At 39.8% G+C, this 18581-nt stretch carries 14 protein-coding genes and 2 pseudogenes; 5 read left to right on the top strand and 11 right to left on the bottom strand.

What is annotated here, in order from left to right:
- Positions 1-129: 129 nt before the first annotated feature.
- Positions 130-561, bottom strand: a pseudogene (locus NG743_RS24585) (ATP-binding protein); the annotation flags it as partial.
- A gap of 123 nt (positions 562-684) precedes the next feature.
- Entirely contained in the window at positions 685-1455 is a 771-nt protein-coding gene (locus tag NG743_RS24580) for a pentapeptide repeat-containing protein (protein WP_027401403.1), read from the bottom strand.
- Positions 1456-1671: 216 nt separating this feature from the next.
- On the opposite strand from NG743_RS24580, the gene NG743_RS24575 reads away from it, so the two are divergent.
- Positions 1672-2418, top strand: coding sequence for a DsbA family protein (locus tag NG743_RS24575; RefSeq protein ID WP_193963191.1), 747 nt, complete (start codon positions 1672-1674; stop codon positions 2416-2418).
- Positions 2419-2924: 506 nt separating this feature from the next.
- On the opposite strand, the gene NG743_RS24570 is transcribed toward NG743_RS24575, so the two are convergent.
- Complete coding sequence (locus NG743_RS24570; protein ID WP_193963192.1) at positions 2925-3065, bottom strand: DUF4351 domain-containing protein; 141 nt, start codon at positions 3063-3065, stop codon at positions 2925-2927.
- A gap of 102 nt (positions 3066-3167) precedes the next feature.
- A complete protein-coding gene (locus tag NG743_RS24565; RefSeq protein WP_027401406.1) occupies positions 3168-3569 on the bottom strand; it encodes a thiol-disulfide oxidoreductase DCC family protein in 402 nt (133 codons plus the stop codon).
- Positions 3570-3955: 386 nt separating this feature from the next.
- On the opposite strand from NG743_RS24565, the gene NG743_RS24560 reads away from it, so the two are divergent.
- Positions 3956-4798 carry an alpha/beta fold hydrolase gene (locus NG743_RS24560; protein WP_257121079.1) on the top strand — a complete coding sequence of 281 codons (843 nt, stop codon included), beginning with the start codon at positions 3956-3958 and terminating at the stop codon, positions 4796-4798.
- Positions 4799-4864: 66 nt separating this feature from the next.
- Here NG743_RS24560 and NG743_RS24555 read toward each other — a convergent pair whose 3' ends face one another.
- The 5 genes and pseudogenes from NG743_RS24555 to carA form a co-directional block, all read right to left on the bottom strand.
- The gene (locus NG743_RS24555) at positions 4865-5167 is read right to left on the bottom strand and encodes a DUF1816 domain-containing protein (protein ID WP_027401408.1); all 303 of its coding nucleotides are present in this window, start codon (positions 5165-5167) and stop codon (positions 4865-4867) included.
- 112 nt (positions 5168-5279) lie between these two features.
- Positions 5280-6065: pseudogene (gene rlmB / locus NG743_RS24550) on the bottom strand (23S rRNA (guanosine(2251)-2'-O)-methyltransferase RlmB); the annotation flags it as partial.
- Between the two features lie 827 nt (positions 6066-6892).
- Positions 6893-7372: a Mini-ribonuclease 3 gene (locus NG743_RS24545; protein WP_027401410.1), complete on the bottom strand. Its 480-nt coding sequence runs from the start codon at positions 7370-7372 to the stop codon at positions 6893-6895.
- 263 nt (positions 7373-7635) lie between these two features.
- On the bottom strand, positions 7636-7989 hold the full coding sequence (locus tag NG743_RS24540) for an STAS domain-containing protein (protein ID WP_035081402.1): 354 nt from the start codon (positions 7987-7989) through the stop codon (positions 7636-7638).
- A gap of 275 nt (positions 7990-8264) precedes the next feature.
- Positions 8265-9410 carry a glutamine-hydrolyzing carbamoyl-phosphate synthase small subunit gene (gene carA / locus NG743_RS24535; protein WP_027401412.1) on the bottom strand — a complete coding sequence of 382 codons (1146 nt, stop codon included), beginning with the start codon at positions 9408-9410 and terminating at the stop codon, positions 8265-8267.
- A gap of 266 nt (positions 9411-9676) precedes the next feature.
- On the opposite strand from carA, the gene NG743_RS24530 reads away from it, so the two are divergent.
- Positions 9677-10732, top strand: a complete 1056-nt coding sequence (locus NG743_RS24530) for a retropepsin-like aspartic protease family protein (RefSeq protein ID WP_027401413.1) — start codon at positions 9677-9679, stop codon at positions 10730-10732.
- Here NG743_RS24530 and trpD read toward each other — a convergent pair.
- Together trpD and NG743_RS24520 are read right to left on the bottom strand one after the other, a co-directional pair.
- Positions 10662-11708 carry an anthranilate phosphoribosyltransferase gene (gene trpD, locus NG743_RS24525; protein ID WP_027401414.1) on the bottom strand — a complete coding sequence of 349 codons (1047 nt, stop codon included), beginning with the start codon at positions 11706-11708 and terminating at the stop codon, positions 10662-10664. The two genes, NG743_RS24530 and trpD, sit on opposite strands and share 71 nt — an antisense overlap.
- A gap of 102 nt (positions 11709-11810) precedes the next feature.
- Positions 11811-12656 (bottom strand): DNA adenine methylase, encoded by an 846-nt coding sequence (locus NG743_RS24520; RefSeq protein WP_257121077.1) that lies wholly within the window; start codon positions 12654-12656, stop codon positions 11811-11813.
- A gap of 377 nt (positions 12657-13033) precedes the next feature.
- Here NG743_RS24520 and NG743_RS24515 point away from each other — a divergent pair, with 377 nt between their 5' ends.
- On the top strand, positions 13034-13759 hold the full coding sequence (locus NG743_RS24515) for a cytochrome b/b6 domain-containing protein (RefSeq protein ID WP_027401416.1): 726 nt from the start codon (positions 13034-13036) through the stop codon (positions 13757-13759).
- Positions 13760-15719: 1960 nt separating this feature from the next.
- Positions 15720-18278, top strand: a complete 2559-nt coding sequence (locus NG743_RS24510; RefSeq protein ID WP_257121076.1) for a dynamin family protein — start codon at positions 15720-15722, stop codon at positions 18276-18278.
- Positions 18279-18581 lie beyond the last annotated feature (303 nt).

Genomic DNA, 18581 nt, shown 5'->3' with positions numbered 1-18581 from the left:
CTTAAATCCTGGATATCCTGATATGGCTAACGCCACGCTACGCTATCAGACGAAATATAAATCCTGTTAATTCTTAAATCCTGAATATCCTGATATGGCTAACGCCACGCTACGCTATCAGACAAAATATTAATCCTGCAAATCCTTTAATCCTGGAAATCCTGATTCAGACAATTTTTCCGATTCTGCTAAAATCGGATTTACGTCAAACCATAATTCACCTTGATCTCGATATTCAAAGACAAATCTACTGCGGATTAATTTCTGATATCCTTGATCATCACTAACTTCTTTAGTTTCTTTGACACGGCGTAATAATTCCCATTCTTCAGCAGAAATAGGTAAAGACATTTCATTACGTCGTTCACGAATAATCTGCTCTAAAGTATTACCCTGGAGAGGAAATTTTTTATCTTTCATAATCCAGGGATTTAATAACTTTAAAATATCGCGCACATGACCACCGCTAACCTGACACAAACGGTCTAAAGTTGCTGGAGTATCAAAAATGTCGGTAATTTTATTTAAGCGGTCTTCTGGGGCTAAATTAGGAAATGCTCTAGTATCCATCTTGTCAGTAGTATGATTGTCTTGGTAGTGATTAAGTATCCTTACTAGCAATAATACTTGTTTTTAAGTAATTAGAAAAGGCTTTTAAACCTAATTTTCTGGATAAAATGGGGACTAGAAGGGGAAAAACTGTAATAAGACTGAACCTAAACTCCCTACAAAGTCCATAAAGCTGGGTTTACCCGCACTCACTGTTTCTGAGTAAGGCGTTTTTAATTCTGTAATAAAAGCTTGCGTTGTTTTCAATCCTTCGGTATTTTTGTCTTTTTCAAATAATTCTGCTGCTATTTGGGCATCTTGTAAGGCCTTTTGTCTGTCTAAACTTTGATAACTAGCAATACCACGGGCTAAATATGCGCCGGCATAGTCTGGTTTAAGAGCGATCGCTTGGCTAAAATAATCAATAGCTGGTTTAAGATTTCCCTTTTCTGCCGCTGCTACACCCCAAGCATAAAAATCCTCTGATTTAGCAATTTGCGAAGGTATTCCTACCGCACCTTGAAAATTTGCACCTGTAATATTCGCACCTTTCAATTCAGCATTCATTAAATAGGTATCTCTTAAATCAGCACCAGTTAAATTTGCACCACTGAGTTTAGCCTCACTTAAATTCACACCAAATAAACTTGCACCGCTTAAATTTGCACCCCGCAAATCCGCACCGGCTAAATTTGCCCGACTTAAATTAGCACCCACAAGATTAGCACCGTTTAAATTTGCCCCAGCTAAATCAGCCATGACTAATCCAGCGTTACCAAGAAAGCATTTTGGACACTTTTTATTTGCCAATAACTGCCTAATATCCTCATAACTTGCAGCTTGAACTGCACCTGATAAGCTCACACTGAGTAAAAATACAGATGTTGCCAAAATTTTACTGTTCATAATTTATTTTTGTATTAATCCAAGTTTTTGGTTTAGGTGGTCAGTTGTCAGTTGGTAATTATTTCCCCCTGCTCCCTACCCCTCTATCTCTTCCCTATTCAGCCAAGTTTAAACCAATAATACTGATAATGATAAAAGACATAGAGATAATTTTTACAACTGCTGTTTTCTCCGCTACTTGATAAAATTACATTGCTAGTTATCTATCTTTGACAAATGTTCAAAATTTTTACTCATTTTCGCAATTTAGCAATTGTTAGCTTGATCTGTCTGATATTAAGCTGGTCACTTCCCGTCCAAGCTGAGACTAAAATAGACCCCCAACTAGAAAAACAAGTTCTAGAAATTATCCGCAAACACCCAGAAATAATTATTGAATCTGTGGGAGCATATCAGCAGCAACAGCAACAGAATATCCAAAAATCACGGCAAGAATTTATCAATAATTTTCAAGCAAATCCTCAATCCGTAATTGGTGATTCTCCCACAATTGGTGCAACCAAATCAAAAACGGTATTAATAGAATTTTCAGATTTTGAATGTCCTTATTGTGCCGAAGCACATCAAACACTCAAAGATTTATTGGCAAAATATCCGAATAAATTCACCTTAGTTTATAAACATTTTCCCCTTTATCAAATTCATGATCAAGCATTACCCGCAGCTACAGCAGCTACAGCAGCATATAAACAAGGTAAGTTTTGGGAATATCATGATGCCCTGTTTACCAATCAGAAACAATTGGGTGAGACTTTATATTTAGATATTGCCAAAAAGCTCAATTTAAACCTCACAAAATTTGACAATGATCGCAAATTAGCTAATAAATCCATCGAAAAAGACCTATTATTAGCCCAACAATTAGGATTAGGTGGTACACCATCTTTTATTATCACCAGTCCAAATTTTGCTGGACCTGTAAAACTCACAGAAGTAGAAGAAATATTGCAAGGTAAACAATAAAGTCTGATGGTTTGGCAATATTTTATACCAGTTTCATGGTTATTGCCAATAAATCTGCACCTTTAGCTAGAGGTGGCACTTATTAATTAAGTGTTCTAATTACAGTAAGTGTAAGGAGTAGTCTTATGAGAAGTGATGAGGATAACTTTTCGCTTCTCAATTCCTATTTTATTGAAGCAGGAGTCAGTAGTCAGAATAAATTAATGGGGGATTCCCACAAATCAAATATTAGCCCGATCATACTTTACATTTAATAGCAAACAAGATTACAACAGATCAGTAATTCTCATTTTGAAAAAAATAAGATAAGTAGGTGAACACAATAAAACCAAACTGTGTAAAGAAACGTAAACTCGCCCAAACCCTCTTGCCTCTTGCCTCTTGCCTCTTGCCTTTTGCCTTGCCATAACGACAATTTTCAACGCCAACCTACTTAAAATTCTCTTAATTTAAGTGTAAACCCTGGATTAAATTATTGAGAAATGGAGAGCGATTCCTACGGAATGCTACGCAAACGCACTTTTTGCTTTTTGCTCTTGAATAGCAGTTAAATTACCACAACGGCGTTTTAGTAAACGAATAGTGAAATTTGCTTCTCTTTGTTGCACGCCTTGTTGTAAACCTTTTTTCTCACCAATTTCTAACACCTCTTGATAAAACCGGGTTTGAGTAATATCAGGTCTGGGATAAACAAAGCGAACTGCTTGCAGCAGCGCGATCGCTATCGCAGTATGAAATTTTTAAGCGGGTTAATTGTTTTTACAACTACCATCAACACAATAAACAGATTCATAAGTATCACGTTTTCCAAATAGGGTATAACGATGATCACGGATTTGTTCATAGAATTTATCGCCTAACCATTTCATGCCAGGTAAGCCCCGATAAATATCAACAAAGCCCGCTGTAGGTAACAACCGTCCAATTTCTTCAATGGCATCGCTACCCTGCCAACGTTGTGAAAGTTGTTCAGCATTGATTAAAATCATGCCCTGCTCACAATCTTGGGGCGTAATCCCCCATCCTGATAATGTTTCTTTATCTTGCATGGGAACATAGTTAAACAGTTTTCCTTGATCTAAACTTTCTAATATACGTACTCCATTTACACAGAGGTTACACTGTCCATCATAAATTACGTAGTATTTCATTTCTCTGTAAGAATTTGTTGAATTGTTAATATAAGCAAACTATAACCTTTTCCTCTAAGAATTACAGCGTCAAGGTGTAAAGGTTTCTTTGTCAGAAATAACAGTGCGAATCGCTTGAGTAGTGAGACAGAATTAATTACACAATGTCATTGCGTTAGCCATATGGAACGAAGTGAAATGAAGCAATCACAACCCTGGCGATTGCTTCCCTTCCCTCGCAATGACTGTAACTATTTTTGTCCAATTACTTACAGCAAATTGTCATCAAACCCGGAACAAGAACCCCACCCCCAACCCCCTCCCCGCAAGCGATGAGGGGGCTAAGATGTACCTTATATGATTGGAAATTGCTGTAATTCCTGATATTGGCTATACAATAGGTATTTATGGGAAATAGCACATCTGGAACTGTACCACTTAACTTCTACACCCAAGGTCAAGGATTTCCCATCCTGGGCTTACATGGTCATCCTGGTTCGGGACCTAGCCTTGCCATCTTCACCAATCATTTATCACAACGCTACCAAACTATTGCCCCAGATTTACGCGGATACGGCAAAAGTCGGTTTCAGGGTAAATTTGAAATGCAAGACCATTTAGACGATATAGAAGCCTTATTAGATCGGTTGAAAATAGAAAAATGCTTAGTATTGGGATGGTCGCTAGGAGGCATTTTAGCGATGGAACTAGCCATGCGTCTACCCCAACGCATCACAGGCTTAATTTTAGTAGCCACAGCCGCTAGACCTTGGGGCAATCATCCCCGAATTTCTTGGCAAGACAATATTTATACAGGAATTGCTGGTATATTAAACTATATAAAACCCAGTTGGGAATGGAATATTAATACTTTTGGCAAGCGATCGCTCTTTCGCTACTTGATTCAACAACACACATCCACAGCTTACAATTACATAGCTAGGGATGCCCTACCAGCCTACTTACAAACCTCATCAGCCGCCACAAATGCCCTCTACAGTGCCATTAGAGCAGGTTATAATCGCACCCCAGACCTTTGGCAAATCCAATGTCCCAGCCTAGTGCTTGCTGGTGAACAAGATCGCCACATTACCGCTGATGCCAGTTTAGAAACAGCCCGACACATTCACAACTCCCAATGGCAATGTTACCCCAACACAGCCCATCTTTTCCCTTGGGAAATACCCCAACAGTTATTAGGAGACATTGACAATTGGTTAGCCATTAACCCCCAAATCATGAAAGTTTAAATTAGGCATAACTCGTTCCCAGGATTAGCCTGGGAACGATAACAGCCTCTGGAATTGGTAATTAGACTAATTTTGACCGCTAAAGACAGGCTTTACTTTACGGTCAATCCATTCCCCCAAATCTTCAGCAATTGTTAAAACAGTAGGCTTACAGCGTTTGATATTCACTATAATTCCCTGCGCCCCTTCAATTTCCAAATCTTCTACATAGCCATTACTGGCTTTAGTAGCTGCCGCAGAACTGAAAAATGGACCGAAGTAGTATGTACAACTGGGATTTTGTGTAACAACTTCTACCCACCAAGCAAGACCGAGTCCATTGAATGTACTAATTAACCTCTCTTGGAAGTTATGCCAAATCGTTGTCATAGTTTTCGCCGATTTATAAACGTGATAACTGGGCGTGTGCAAATAGATTAAATTTATTGTCTTTTACAGTTGCTGATTTCGTAGACAAATATCCACGAGATCAGCTTTTGTACTATTGTTTTTTCAAAGCAATTGTCTGTAGTTTATCAAGATACAGTGTATTCTGCGATTTTTGACGATAAATTTCGTAAAGTGCCATACCAGTTGCTACTGAAGCATTGAGGCTAGGAGTCTTACCTTGTAAGGGAATGGACACCAAAACATCACAAGAACGTTGTGTTAACATCCCCAGACCTTCGCCTTCACCACCCACAACTAAAACCACCGGTCCGCTAAACTTAACACTTTGTAATGGTTCGCTACCTGTAACCGCAGTTCCATAAATCCAAAAGCCTTGTTCTTTTAACTGTTCTAAAGCGCGACCCAGGTTGACAACTCTAGATACAGGAAAGGTTTCTAATGCACCTGCTGCCACTTTTACAACAGTAGAAGTAATTCCCGCTGCTCTTCTTTGGGGTATCACCAAACCATGAGCGCCAATAGCTTCCGCCGTGCGAATAATCGCCCCTAAATTATGGGGATCAGTAATACCATCAGCAACTACAATGACAGGATCAGTAATAGATTTAGACTTAGCAATGAGGTCTTCTAATTCAATATAGGTATAAGGGGCAATTTGAGCCGCTATGCCTTGGTGGTTAGCGCGACCAGTAATTTGGTCTAACCGTATTGGTTCAACTTCATCAATAACTGCGCCATTATCCTTGGCTTGTAAAATCAAATGATGGAATCTGGGATCATAACGAAGACGAGTAGTAATCCAGAGACGGTTAATACTGCGTTCATTTTCCAACGCCGTCAAAACTGGATGACGACCATAGATTAAATCAGTCTCTTCTGTGGATGTAATTTCTGGAAGTTGCTGGGAAGACTGATAAGAAGGACGATATCTACTGGTGAAGGATTTACCTTCATTTGCTAAGGTGATTTCTGAGGATGGTTCAGAACCATAGCGAGATGTCCGAGGTTTAACTGAGAATGATTTACCTTCTCTGTCTCCTCTACCTTCTGAGGATGGTTCAGAACCATAGCGAGATGTCCGAGGTTTAACTGAGAATGATTTACCTTCTCTGTCTCCTCTACCTTCTGAGGATGGTTCAGAACCATAGCGAGATGTCCGAGGTTTAACTGAGAATGATTTAGCTTCTCTGTCTCCTCTACCTTCTGAGGATGGTTCAGAACCATAGCGAGAGCGGGGTTTTGCAGAATAGGATTTACCTTCTCTGTCTACCCTAACCTCTGGGGATGGTTCTGAACCGTAGCGAGAGCGGGGTTTTGCAGAATAGGATTTACCTTCTCTGTCTCCTCTAACCTCTGGGGATGGTTCAGAACCATAGCGAGATGTCCGAGGTTTTGCAGAATAGGAGTTACCTTCTCTGTCTCCTCTAACCTCTGGGGATGGTTCAGAAGCATAGCGAGATGTCCGGGGTTTAACGGAAAGGGGTTTACCATCACTTTTGCCTTGATTACGGCTAGGTTGAGGCACAACGCGCTTACCCTTAATTTTTACTGGCTGACCACGTTTTGGTTGTCCGCCGGAATGATTTTTCTTTGGTTGACTTGTCATAACAGTATTGAGATTTGATTTAAATGAGTGAACAGCCCGATGACATTAATTTAATGAACAATTACAAATCAGTAACAATCGCCAGATGTAGCTTCTCACTATTTCTCTAGGGGAAGTTTTTGTAATAGCTCGGTTAAACGGGGGTAATCAGTAAGATATAGGTAGCCAACTAAGGTTTCTAAACTAGTTGCCTGTTGATAAATTTCGGGATTTAGTCGTTTATGACGACTCGTAGCAGAGTTACGACCTCTGCGAACAATTTCTAATTCGTTACTCCTCAAGTAAGGAGTTAACATTCGCAAATGTAGCGCTTGTGTTTCTGCTCTTACCTGATCCACTACGGAACGATGGTAATTTTCCAATCGTTGTTGTGGCCACAGATAAACCATTCTAACATATAATTCGTAAATTGCGTCCCCCAAGTAGGCTAATGCTGAAGGAGATATCTGTTTTATTTGGGCTGGGGATATTTGCTGGGGTAGTTGCGTCGCATTTACCAACCACGGGTAAATATCTGATGAATGCTGTGTAGCGGTTTCATCTTCTTCGTGTTCGCCTGTTTCCTCCTTGGACTTCACAGATTAATCATTCCTTAAAAAAGCACTACATCGGGAGACAATTTTTGCCGTCATTATCTAAAACAACTTAAATTATATTTAACTCTCAACATAATACATTAAATGGGGGTTCTTCTTTGAGATGGCGGTGTGTAGTTGAATGAGATCCAGAACCTGAGGTAAAAGCCATACGGAAAGAGACTCTTAACTTCTACTGTAATCCAAAAATTAAGCTATCCAGATTTGACATCGGATAGCTTAATTTAGATTTTCCATTCAAGCAATCAATCTGCTGGGATGTTTTCTAGGGCTGCCTCAACTGAAACTTGTAGGGAGAGAAACTTTTCTAAACGAACAAGCTTAACCGTTTGGGTGACACGAGCATTAGTGACAATTTGGAAACTGCCTTCACTTTTAGATTCAGGTTTAGCCAGTTTGGCTAGTCTTACAAGCGCACCTAAGCCAGAGCTATCCACAAAGTCAATGCGTGAGAGATCCAAAATAATGTTTTTTGGGCCTTCTTCAATTTTACTGCCAATTACTTTAGTGAATGTCGGCTCAGAGAAAGCGTCTAATAAACCTGTGAGGCGTAATAGCTGACAGCTATCGCGGACTTCGCGTGTACCTCTCAGGCTCACGGTTAGATTTAGTGGTTCAGCTATGATTTTCTCCTCGTTCTTTTTACTAAAAGTAAACGTTCTAGTGTAGATGGTTTTTGAGCAATTTGTCTATGTTGGAAACTGGCAAAATTTTTTACTAATTACCAATGTCCATCATCACCTGGGAATTTTAGATTTTAGATTTTAGATTTTAGATTTTTTGGGGTTTATGCTTTACCCCTGCTGGCATGAATCCAAGTTTGTGAATGTAAAATGCGAGTTCAATCTAAAATCGGCAATCCCAAATCTAAAATTTATTGCCGTGCTGCTTGCATTTTTAGTACAAACTGCTCAAATAAGTAATCGGCATCATGGGGTCCAGGACTGGCTTCTGGGTGGTACTGGACAGAAAACACAGGTAGGGTCTTGTGACGGACTCCAGCTATGGTCAGATCATTGAGGTTCAAATGGCTGATTTCAACTGTGGCTGTGGGTAAGGAGTCTGGGTTCAGAGCAAAACTGTGGTTTTGGCTGGTAATTTCCACTCTTTCTTGTAAGCCAGCAGGTTGATTTAAACCGCGATGTCCAAATTTTAGTTTAAAGGTTTCTGCTCCCAGGGCATGACCTAAAATTTGGTGTCCCATACAAATGCCAAATATGGGCTTTTGGCTCTCTAGTAAGGCTTTGGTGGTGTTGATACCTTCTGTGACGGCGGCGGGGTCTCCTGGTCCGTTAGAGAGGAAAATACCATCTGGATTGTATTTGAGAATTTCTTCTGGTTGTGTATCGGCAGGAACAACTATGACGCGACATCCATAACTGGCGAGACGGCGTAAGATATTCCGCTTGACTCCAAAGTCTAGGGCGACGACGGTGAAGGTTTCGCTAATTTTAGCTATGGCTTCGGGGTTGAATTCCCAAGGGGTGGCTGTGGCTTCCATCCATTCGTAAACGGTTGGTGTGGTGACTTCTTTGACTAGGTTTAAGCCTGTCATGTTGGGTGCTGCTTGTACCATTTCTAACAATTCTGTTTCGTCGAGAATTGCGGTGGAAATGCCGCCATTCATTGCCCCAAACATCCGAATTTTCCGGGTGAGGGCGCGGGTATCTATGCCGTAAATACCGGGAATGTGATGCTGTTGCAGGTAGTTGGGTAGGGATTGGGTGGAACGCCAGTTACTAGGTTTATGACATATATTGCGAGCGATCGCTCCCTTAACATGGGGTTGATTTGATTCTTCGTCTTCGGAATTAATACCAGTGTTTCCTAGCTCGGGATAAGTAAAAATGACGATTTGACCACAGTAACTGGGATCGGTTAACACTTCTTGATATCCGGTCATACCAGTGTTGAACACGATTTCGCCAATGGCGGTTCCTGTAGCACCGCAAGACCAACCACGATAAGTAGAGCCATCTGCTAGGACAAGTAGAGCAGGTACTGCGTCAGATAAGGACATAGGTTAGAGGGGCAGGGGGTAGGGGAGGTGGGGGAGGTGGGGGAGGTGGGGGCAGGAATTTTTACCAATTACCAATTACCCGTTCCCAATTTTGAATTAATTTTTTCCCAGTCTCGGACTGCGACTGTTTATTATCCCATGAGTTGAGGTTTTTAGATTTCTGACGGGAATTAATAAAAAATTAAATGATTCAATAGTCAAGCATTTTTAATTGGGTGGGAGGAGTACACTTGGGAAGAGCAGCCAGGGCGGTTAAAACATTCACTATGCTTCAGTATTTTTTATCCCGGACAGCCCTCATTTTTTGTTCCGTTAGTTTAGCGGTTTTGACTGTTGCCTGTGATCAAGATCAGCAGACAACGATAACTGGTGAGTCTAAACAATCTTTATCAACTGGGAGTTTGGCGGCTATCCGTTCTTCCAGTCAACGTAAACAACTGTTAGCTAGTCCAAATTCAACGCCACGAGCATCTGCTTCCACCCAATTAAGTTCTTTGGAAATGGCTCTAGATAAAGCTGCTGGTGCTAAGAGTATCAGCCAATCTGCTGTATCTGTGGATGATTGGAAGTTGGTGGTGAGTCAGTTCCAAGATGCGATCGCTCTGATGAAGCAAGTCAGGCGCAATAGTGGCAATTTTGCGTTTGCTCAACGTCAAATCGTTGAATACCGCCGTCAAGTTGCCTTAGCTCGCCGGAAGGCTTACCCCAAAAATTTAGCATCTTCTGTAACTCAGCCGCAATCAGTGGTCATTGAGGTTCCTCAACTACCGGGTAATGGGATAATTTCTGCCCGTCCCTCTGATAGTAAAGCTCTAAAACCATCCTTATCTAAGCCTAGTTTCTCACCATTAACCACCCTCCCTCGCAACCATGAGGTATTTATTGCCCCAATTAAACGGCGAGTTGGTGGTACACCAATTATTGAAGTTACTTTCAATGGGACACAGCAGTTTGAGATGATTGTGGATACGGGGGCGAGTGGAACTGTGATTACCCAGAAGATAGCAGCAGCTTTGGGTGTAGTCACTGTCGGTAAAACTAAAGCGAATACTGCCAGTGCTAAAGCTGTGGAATTTCCCATTGGCTATCTTGATTCTATGGAAGTCGGGGGCATGACAGTAAATAAGGTCCCAGTAGCGATCGCTGGTACAGAATTAGAAACAGGACTTTTAGGACATGACTTTTTCGGTAATTACGATGTAACTATCAAACGTAACGTCGTAGAATTTCGTCCCCAAGGCCACTCAGAAGCTAATCCTTCAGAAAATCCACTAAATGTTCCAGCTTTGTCCAAGGGCTACCGCTTTGTAAAATTTCTTTAGCTAGAGTCACCCCTTGGGCATGATTTAGCCAGGGAACAGCACCTGCTACTTGCAATGCCAGGGAAGCATTTAACGCCACTATATCCTGTTGCGCTTGTGTGCCTTTCCCTTGCAAAACTTTTTTAAGAATCACCCCATTTTCTTGTGCGTTACCACCCTTAACAGCGTTAATAGGAGCAGGGATCACACCAACTTCCTGGGGATCAACAGCAGTTAGGAATACTTTACCATCTTTTAAAATTGCCAAATCGGTAATATCGCCCAAACCAGCTTCATCTAATTTTTCTCGTCCATGGAGAACCACCGCTGTTTGTGTTCCCAGGAGATTTAAGGCCTCAGCAACGGTTTCTATCAGTTGAGGATCAAAAACACCAATTACCTGACCAGTAGGATTCAGGGGATTTACTAAAGGTCCTAGTAAATTAAACACAGTCCGCACTTTGAGATTTCGCCGTAATGGGGCAACGGCTTTCAGGGCTGGATGCCACCCAGGGGCGAATAAAAATGTAATTCCTACCTCTTGTACTGCTGCTTGTACCTTATCACTGGCAGCAGTCAAATTTACTCCCAAGGCTTCTAAAACATCCGCGCTTCCTGTGAGACTGGAAGCAGAACGACTACCATGTTTAGCCACGGGTACACCAGCAGCAGCCACTACAAAGGCTACAGCGGTGGAAATATTAAAGGTTGATGCCCCATCACCACCTGTACCACAAGTATCAATTAACCGTTGGGACGGTGTTTCCCCGCCTTTGTTCATGGATATAGAAGACAGGGATTTTAATACTTCTGCCATTCCTGTTAATTCTTCAGCACAAATTCCTTTAAAGTTCAAGGCCATTAAAATTGCCCCTGACAGTTCTGGGGGAATCGTTTCATTTATCCATCCTTGCATCAATTCTGCGGCTTGCGTCCGGGATAATGATTGCCGTTCTAATAATTGTTTGAGTAAGTTAGACCAAATAGTAAAATCCATTGTTCTGCTTTTTTATGATGTTGGATGTAATTTTACCGAAAAATGGCTTTCTGTTGCACGCAGAGGCGCTCCAGACGCAGAGAAAGAGCGCAAAGATGAGTTTTAAGCAATCAGTTGAGATTTTTTTAAGTTTTGGTTAATTTCATAGTTACTAATAAATAGTTCTTTGCCTTTTTCGGCTTTTTTTTGTTTATAGTTATTCATGCCATATTGTAATTCCCATGCGATGATATTTGCCCATTTAAAGTTTTCTCTGATTTCTGGGCAATCGTCGTATGTAATTAACCAGTTGTGGGGACATTGTTTTAATATCTCTGCAAATTTTTGATGATCAAATCCTGTATGTAAATCTCCTTTTTTTCCATATAATTTAGATTTTTCGGCTTTGACATAAGGAGGATCTAAAAATATGAATACTTCTTTCCCTGGTTCATTAATCAGATGGCTATAATCTAAGTTGGTAACTTGGATATCTTGTGTTAGGATGTTTTCTAATTTTTCTAGTCTATCTATTGATGAATTGGTAAATCTTTTATGAAAAGATTCTAAAGAAAATCCACCGGATTCTATAGTTCCAGAAAATGTAATTCTATTCAGAACAAAAAACCGGACTGCTCTTTCTAAGTCTGATAATGTGTTAACATTTACATGAGCTAATTTGGCAAAAAGTAATTTTCCATCTTGAGAATTTTCTTTAACTTGACGAACTGCGGAAACTAGTTTTGGTAAATCAGATTTTGCCAAATGCCAAAATAAAAATAATTCTGGGTTTAAATCGTTAATAGAAATCTTTAAATTGGGAAATCGTTGTTTGAGATAAATGAAAACTGAACCACCACCAACAAAAGGTTCTCTGAATTCAGAAAACTTTTCTGGAAGACATTCAGCGATACTTTTAATTGCTCTTGATTTTCCACCAGGATAACGGAGAGGACTTTTGATATTCATGTTATTTGAATTTCGAGAAGTGATACAGAAAGATTCAGAAGTAAAACTGGCTTGCTGTCAGGTTTTAAATTTAGATCCTCTACCTAATTAATCTGCAATCTGCTGTAATATAAATCCCATGTTTTAATATACTAGGACTTACGCATTAACCAAGTTTACCAAATATGTAATGTGGATTTTATCTCTTGTAGGGTGCGTCGGACCCGATAATTTGATAAGAAACAAATTTCCTCTATCTGACGCACCCTACTTTTATAAGTTATTCCCAAAGCTGAAAACGACGTAATTTCATTCATATTATGGTAAGTTAGTGAGTGTACGTAAGTCATATGTACTAAGCTAAAATTAGCCTTTTGGAAACCTTAATATATCAACTTATGAATCGTTCAGCCCCCTATCAACCATTAATATTCCGAATCCTGCATGGTATGAGCGGGATTTTAGGAATTGGTGCAATTATTAGCGGCTTCTTAGTTTACAACACTTTTGATAAAAGATTTGGATATATCCCAATTCCCAAAATCAATCCTATACAGGATATTCATGGGACATTGGCAGTATTTTTCTTGATTTTACTACCATTTTTTGCTGTTTATAGTTTTCATGCTGGAAAAAGACGACTATTACAACCAGACTCTATCCCAAACCTAACTCAATTTGGTAAACCAATTTGGTGGATAAGCCTACAACGTTTAGTAAATACTAAAATGTTGCTTGCTGCTGTTTTGGCGGTGGTATCTGGGAGAATGATGAAGGAAGAATGGCTACCTACAGGAGAACTTGATCATGTTTGGTATTATGCTCATCTCATGGCTTGGGTAATCATAATTTTTTGTTTAGCAATTCATGTTTTGATGTCGGCTAAAGTTGGTGGTGCGCCATTATTATTATCAATATTATCCTGGAAATTCCGCCCAGAAGATAGTCCTGCTAACTGGTATAGTCGTCTCTGTGTTTGGTTGGGTAATTTTTCCCATTATATTCAGGAAGAAATTAATCAGTTTATGAGGGGTGGTTTATTATTGCAAATAATTGAGGTAATTGTCTTAGGGGGAATTATCTCAGGGTTTATTTTACCTTTGTTTTTTTCTGGTGGTCAATAATTGACAAATTGAACAAAATTAAGAGGTTGTTTAAAAAGTGGTATCCCGTAATTTTCATCACATTGTTACCCCCCTTAATCCCCCGATGCTTTGGGGGGAAACCGGAAAAATTAGTTCCCTCCCCAAAGCATCGGGGAGGGTTAGGATGGGGTAATTTGAGGAATAATGGTGATTCGATAACTTGTGTGTACACCGTGGCCTTATAAAGGGGAGGGTTGGGGTAAAATATTTGATACAGCAATCATGACTTTTCAAACACCCTCTAAGAGTTATCCAATTAAAAAAATCCCCAAAAGTTTCTTGTGGTGCGGGCATCTTGCCTGCTAATAATACAAGGACGGGCAAGATGCCCATCCCACAACATTGGATTATCTTTTTTGGTAATCCCTAAGAGTCATCCAATTAAAAAAATATCCCAAAAGTTTCTTGTGGTGCGGGCATCTTGCCTGCTAATAATACAAGGACGGGCAAGATGCCCATCCCACAACATTGGATTATCTTTTTTGGTAATCCCTAAGAGTTATCCAATTAAAAAAATCCCCAAAAGTTTCTTGTGGTGCGGGCATCTTGCCTGCTAATAATACAAGGACGGGCAAGATGCCCATCCCACAACATTGGGTAATTTATTTTTTGGTAATCCCTAAGAGTTATCCAATTAAAAAAATATCCCAAAAGTTTCTTGTGGTGCGGGCATCTTGCCTGCTAATAATACAAGGACGGGCAAGATGCCCATCCCACAACATTGGATTATCTTTTTTGGTAATCCCTAAGAGTTATCCAATTAAAAAAATATCCCAAAAGTTTCTTGTGGTGCGGGCATCTTGCCTGCTAATAATACAAGGACGGGCAAGATGCCCATCCCACAACATTGGGTAATTTATTTTTTGGTAATCCCTAAGAGTCATCCAATTAAAAAAATATCCCAAAAGTTTCTTGTGGTGCGGGCATCTTGCCTGCTAATAATACAAGGACGGGCAAGATGCCCATCCCACAACATTGGGTAATTTATTTTTTGGTAATCCCTAAGAGTCATCCAATTAAAAAAATCCCCAAAAATTTCTTGTGGTGCGGGCATCTTGCCTGCTAATAATACAAGGACGGGCAAGATGCCCATCCCACAACATTGGGTAATTTATTTTTTGGTAATCCCTAAGAGTCATCCAATTAAAAAAATATCCCAAAAGTTTCTTGTGGTGCGGGCATCTTGCCTGCTAATAATACAAGGACGGGCAAGATGCCCATCCCACAACATTGGGTAATTTATTTTTTGGTAATCCCTAAGAGTCATCCAATTAAAAAAATCCCCAAAAATTTCTTGTGGTGCGGGCATCTTGCCTGCTAATAATACAAGGACGGGCAAGATGCCCATCCCACAACATTGGGTAATTTATTTTGGTAATCCCTAAGAGTCATCCAATTAAAAAAATCCCCAAAAATTTCTTGTGGTGCGGGCATCTTGCCTGCTAATAATACAAGGACGGGCAAGATGCCCATCCCACAACATTGGGTAATTTATTTTTTGGTAATCCCTAAGAGTCATCCAATTAAAAAAATATCCCAAAAGTTTCTTGTGGTGCGGGCATCTTGCCTGCTAATAATACAAGGACGGGCAAGATGCCCATCCCACAACATTGGATTATCTTTTTTGGTAATCCCTAAGAGTTATCCAATTAAAAAAATATCCCAAAATTTCTTGTGGTGCGGGCATCTTGCCTGCTAATAATACAAGGACAGGCAAGATGCCCATCCCACAACATTGGGTAATTTATTTTTTGTGGAGTTCTCTAAATAACATTATCTTCTGCTTTAACAAGTCATGTATTTTTTTTGTTAAAGATTATTTGTAAACCATTGCCTTAACCGAACAGTCTTGTCTGTTTTCGTTGTATCAGTGGTGGTGGTTTCTGGGTTTTGTGTTATAACCCAGTTGTGAAAATGAACTCAAACGAAAGACTACTCTATGGAACCAGACAAGCTGGCGCGATTGAAAGAGTACGGTGAATTTATCCTCCGCAAAATTGACTCAGTTCCCCAACGCCCTTCCCAAGAGGAAGATTGGGTTCCCACTAGCCTTGATGATTGTCTGTTGCGGCTGCGAGAGGCGGCACAGAAAACTGTTGAACTAGCCAACTCACCGGTGAAAATTGGTGTAATGGGGGAGTTTAGCAGCGGAAAAAGTTTGCTACTAGGCAGTCTGATTGGTTATGCAGATGCTTTACCTGTAAGTGAAAATCCGACAACAGGTAATGTCACAGCTATTCATATTAAACCCCAGGATGATTTTGCAACTACTCAAGTAAATAATTATACGGTGGAATATTTATCCCATGAAGGGGTAAATGAGTGCTTACACTTCATTCTCAAAGAAGCAAACCGTCGCGCTACGTCCGCTGGGGTGACACCTTTACAGGTAGCTAAAATTAAAACTGGTAAGGATATCAGTATTTGGTGTGAGGAAGTTTGGAAAAGCTCAAATAATTTAGAGTTGCGTTATTTGGTGCGGGAGTTAGTGCTATTTTTGCGGGCTTATCAGGCTTATGGTGAGGCTTTATGCGGTCGCTTTTACCAAATTGATGGTATTACTGCCCGTGAGGGTTTACAACTGGCAGAAATGCCAATGGCGATTCAATCTCTCAAGTTTGAGGATTTACCAGCGGCGAATGTTCGCTTACCAAATGCGCCACAACGATTAGGAACGCAATTATTACAAACCAGCTTTTTCTTAATTCGTCGCGTTGATATTGAAGTGAAAATATCACGGGAAATTTGGGATGTTACGGGTGCAGAAGAATTTGTGTTGTTAGATTTTCCGGGGTTGGGTGCTGCTAATTCAGGCGCTAGGGATACATTTTTATCGTTGCGAGAATTGGCACAGGTACAGACAATTTTAGTCTTACTGAATGGTAAATCGCCGGGGAGCGATCGCGCCCATAAAATCTTCACAATGATGCAACAACAACGCCCAGGACAAGACCTCAAGGATTTAATTCTCGTCGGTGTGGGACGTTTTGATCAACTGCCTTTAGAAAGTGAAGGTGGAGAAAGAGAACTAGATTTATTAATTAATAATCAATCTGATTCTCAACCGTTACAAACAAATACAGTTTTCCAAAAATTAAAAGTTCTCAAAACCATTATTGATGGAGCGGAAGCATTTACCAGTCAAAAAGACAGAATTGTTTTATTATCACCCCTGTTAGGATTAGCTGAATTAGCCAAACGTTCTGGTCAAGTGAAAGCAGGTTCTGAGGAATTTCTTGCTAATTTAGATTATCCAGAATATCTGGAAAGACCGAAAAAATTACAACAGAAATGGGGTGATTTAAGTGAATCTTTATTAGCAGCAGATGGGAGAAATCAATTAGGGAAACAATTGGGTTATTTTGCTCAAGATGGTGGTATTAGTAAATTAAGAGAACTAATTCAAACTCATGTTGCTAATCACGGACTAAAGCAATTATATGAAGATACCCGTCGGGCGGCTGATGGTATTCGTCAACAACAAGAATATCTCAAAGAAATTATTGCCGAAATTCACGAACAAGGCATACCCACACTTGATACTCCGGCTTTACTAGAATTGAGATTAGCTATAGAAAGTTTAGATAGAACCTACAGAAACTTTCAAAAAGATTTAGGTAAAGAACAGTTGAAAGACCGCCGAGGTATTGTAGTTAGTGATGTCATTAAAGATGAACTAACTTTAAAAGTTTTGAACTGGAGTCAGTGGACATTACTATTTAATAAAATCCAAAATGGCACAATTACCTTAGCAGAATTTAAAGGTGCAGCGGGGAAATTATTTGATAGAGGAAATCGGGTTAATACCTCCATACCGACTAAGAGTGATGACTTTTATCCAGCCTTTGAGAAAACAGTTAGAGAATTGGAAAACTTTGCGAGCGATCGCATTCGTCAAGCCGTGATAGACTTATTAAGCTCATTGGCACATCAAATCACCTTAGAACGGGAAAAACTACAAGCCATTCTTCAGCCAGAAATGGAACAAGAAATTGAATCAAAATTTGGACTTGAAGAAGCAGATTTATTTTATAAACTGTTACTAGGATCTGATCCTCGTCAATGGAAAGAAGCAATTATTGCCGAAATCAATAACCATAATCAAACCATCAAACCAGAAAGTATTTTTCCCCTAGCTAGACAAGACGAAAAACACAGTGTCGGGCAAATTTTTGATTGGTCACCAGAAAGAAATCAAAACCCATCAAGAAGTGTCAATCATCAACTTTTTGTATTACGACTGCGAGATGAAATTACCGCTAGTGCTAGTCTTCACCTTGTGCAATATGTCAGTGAAAGCAATCAGCAAGTAAATATAGAAATCAATGGAATTTTAGATCAAATTATTCCCAGCTTGCAAAACCTTTCCAAAAAAGAAGCACTACTAAGATATATTGCTGCAAGAGATTTACAAACCGAATTAGCCATTCCCGCTTGGCTAGAAATCTTAACCGATATTGCCACAATTAATGAAGAAGAATTATTTACCTGCATTTAATTGGTAATACCATTTCTTTATGAGACTGCGCTGAATTTTGTAACCTTGTCTTTTCCTCCTCTGTGTTCTCTGTGCCTCTGTGGTATGGCTAACGCCACGCTTCGCTAACGTTACTTTCTAAATTTGGCGCATCTTTATACAAAATTGGTATAACATCTAATAAAGTACAAATTCATCTGCGTTCATCTGCGTTTATCCTCCTCCATCTGCGGTTAGAATCTTCCTTATCTACCTCAATGAAATAGGAATTGATATAATCCGTACTCTTCTATTAGTTATCAAATAAATTTAGGGAAATGCACT

This window comes from Dolichospermum heterosporum TAC447 (assembly GCF_024584745.1).
GTDB classification, from domain to species: Bacteria; Cyanobacteriota; Cyanobacteriia; order Cyanobacteriales; family Nostocaceae; genus Dolichospermum; species Dolichospermum heterosporum.
The sequence above is the reverse complement of the archived record's forward strand: the minus strand, read 5'-3'. Positions and strand labels throughout refer to the sequence as shown.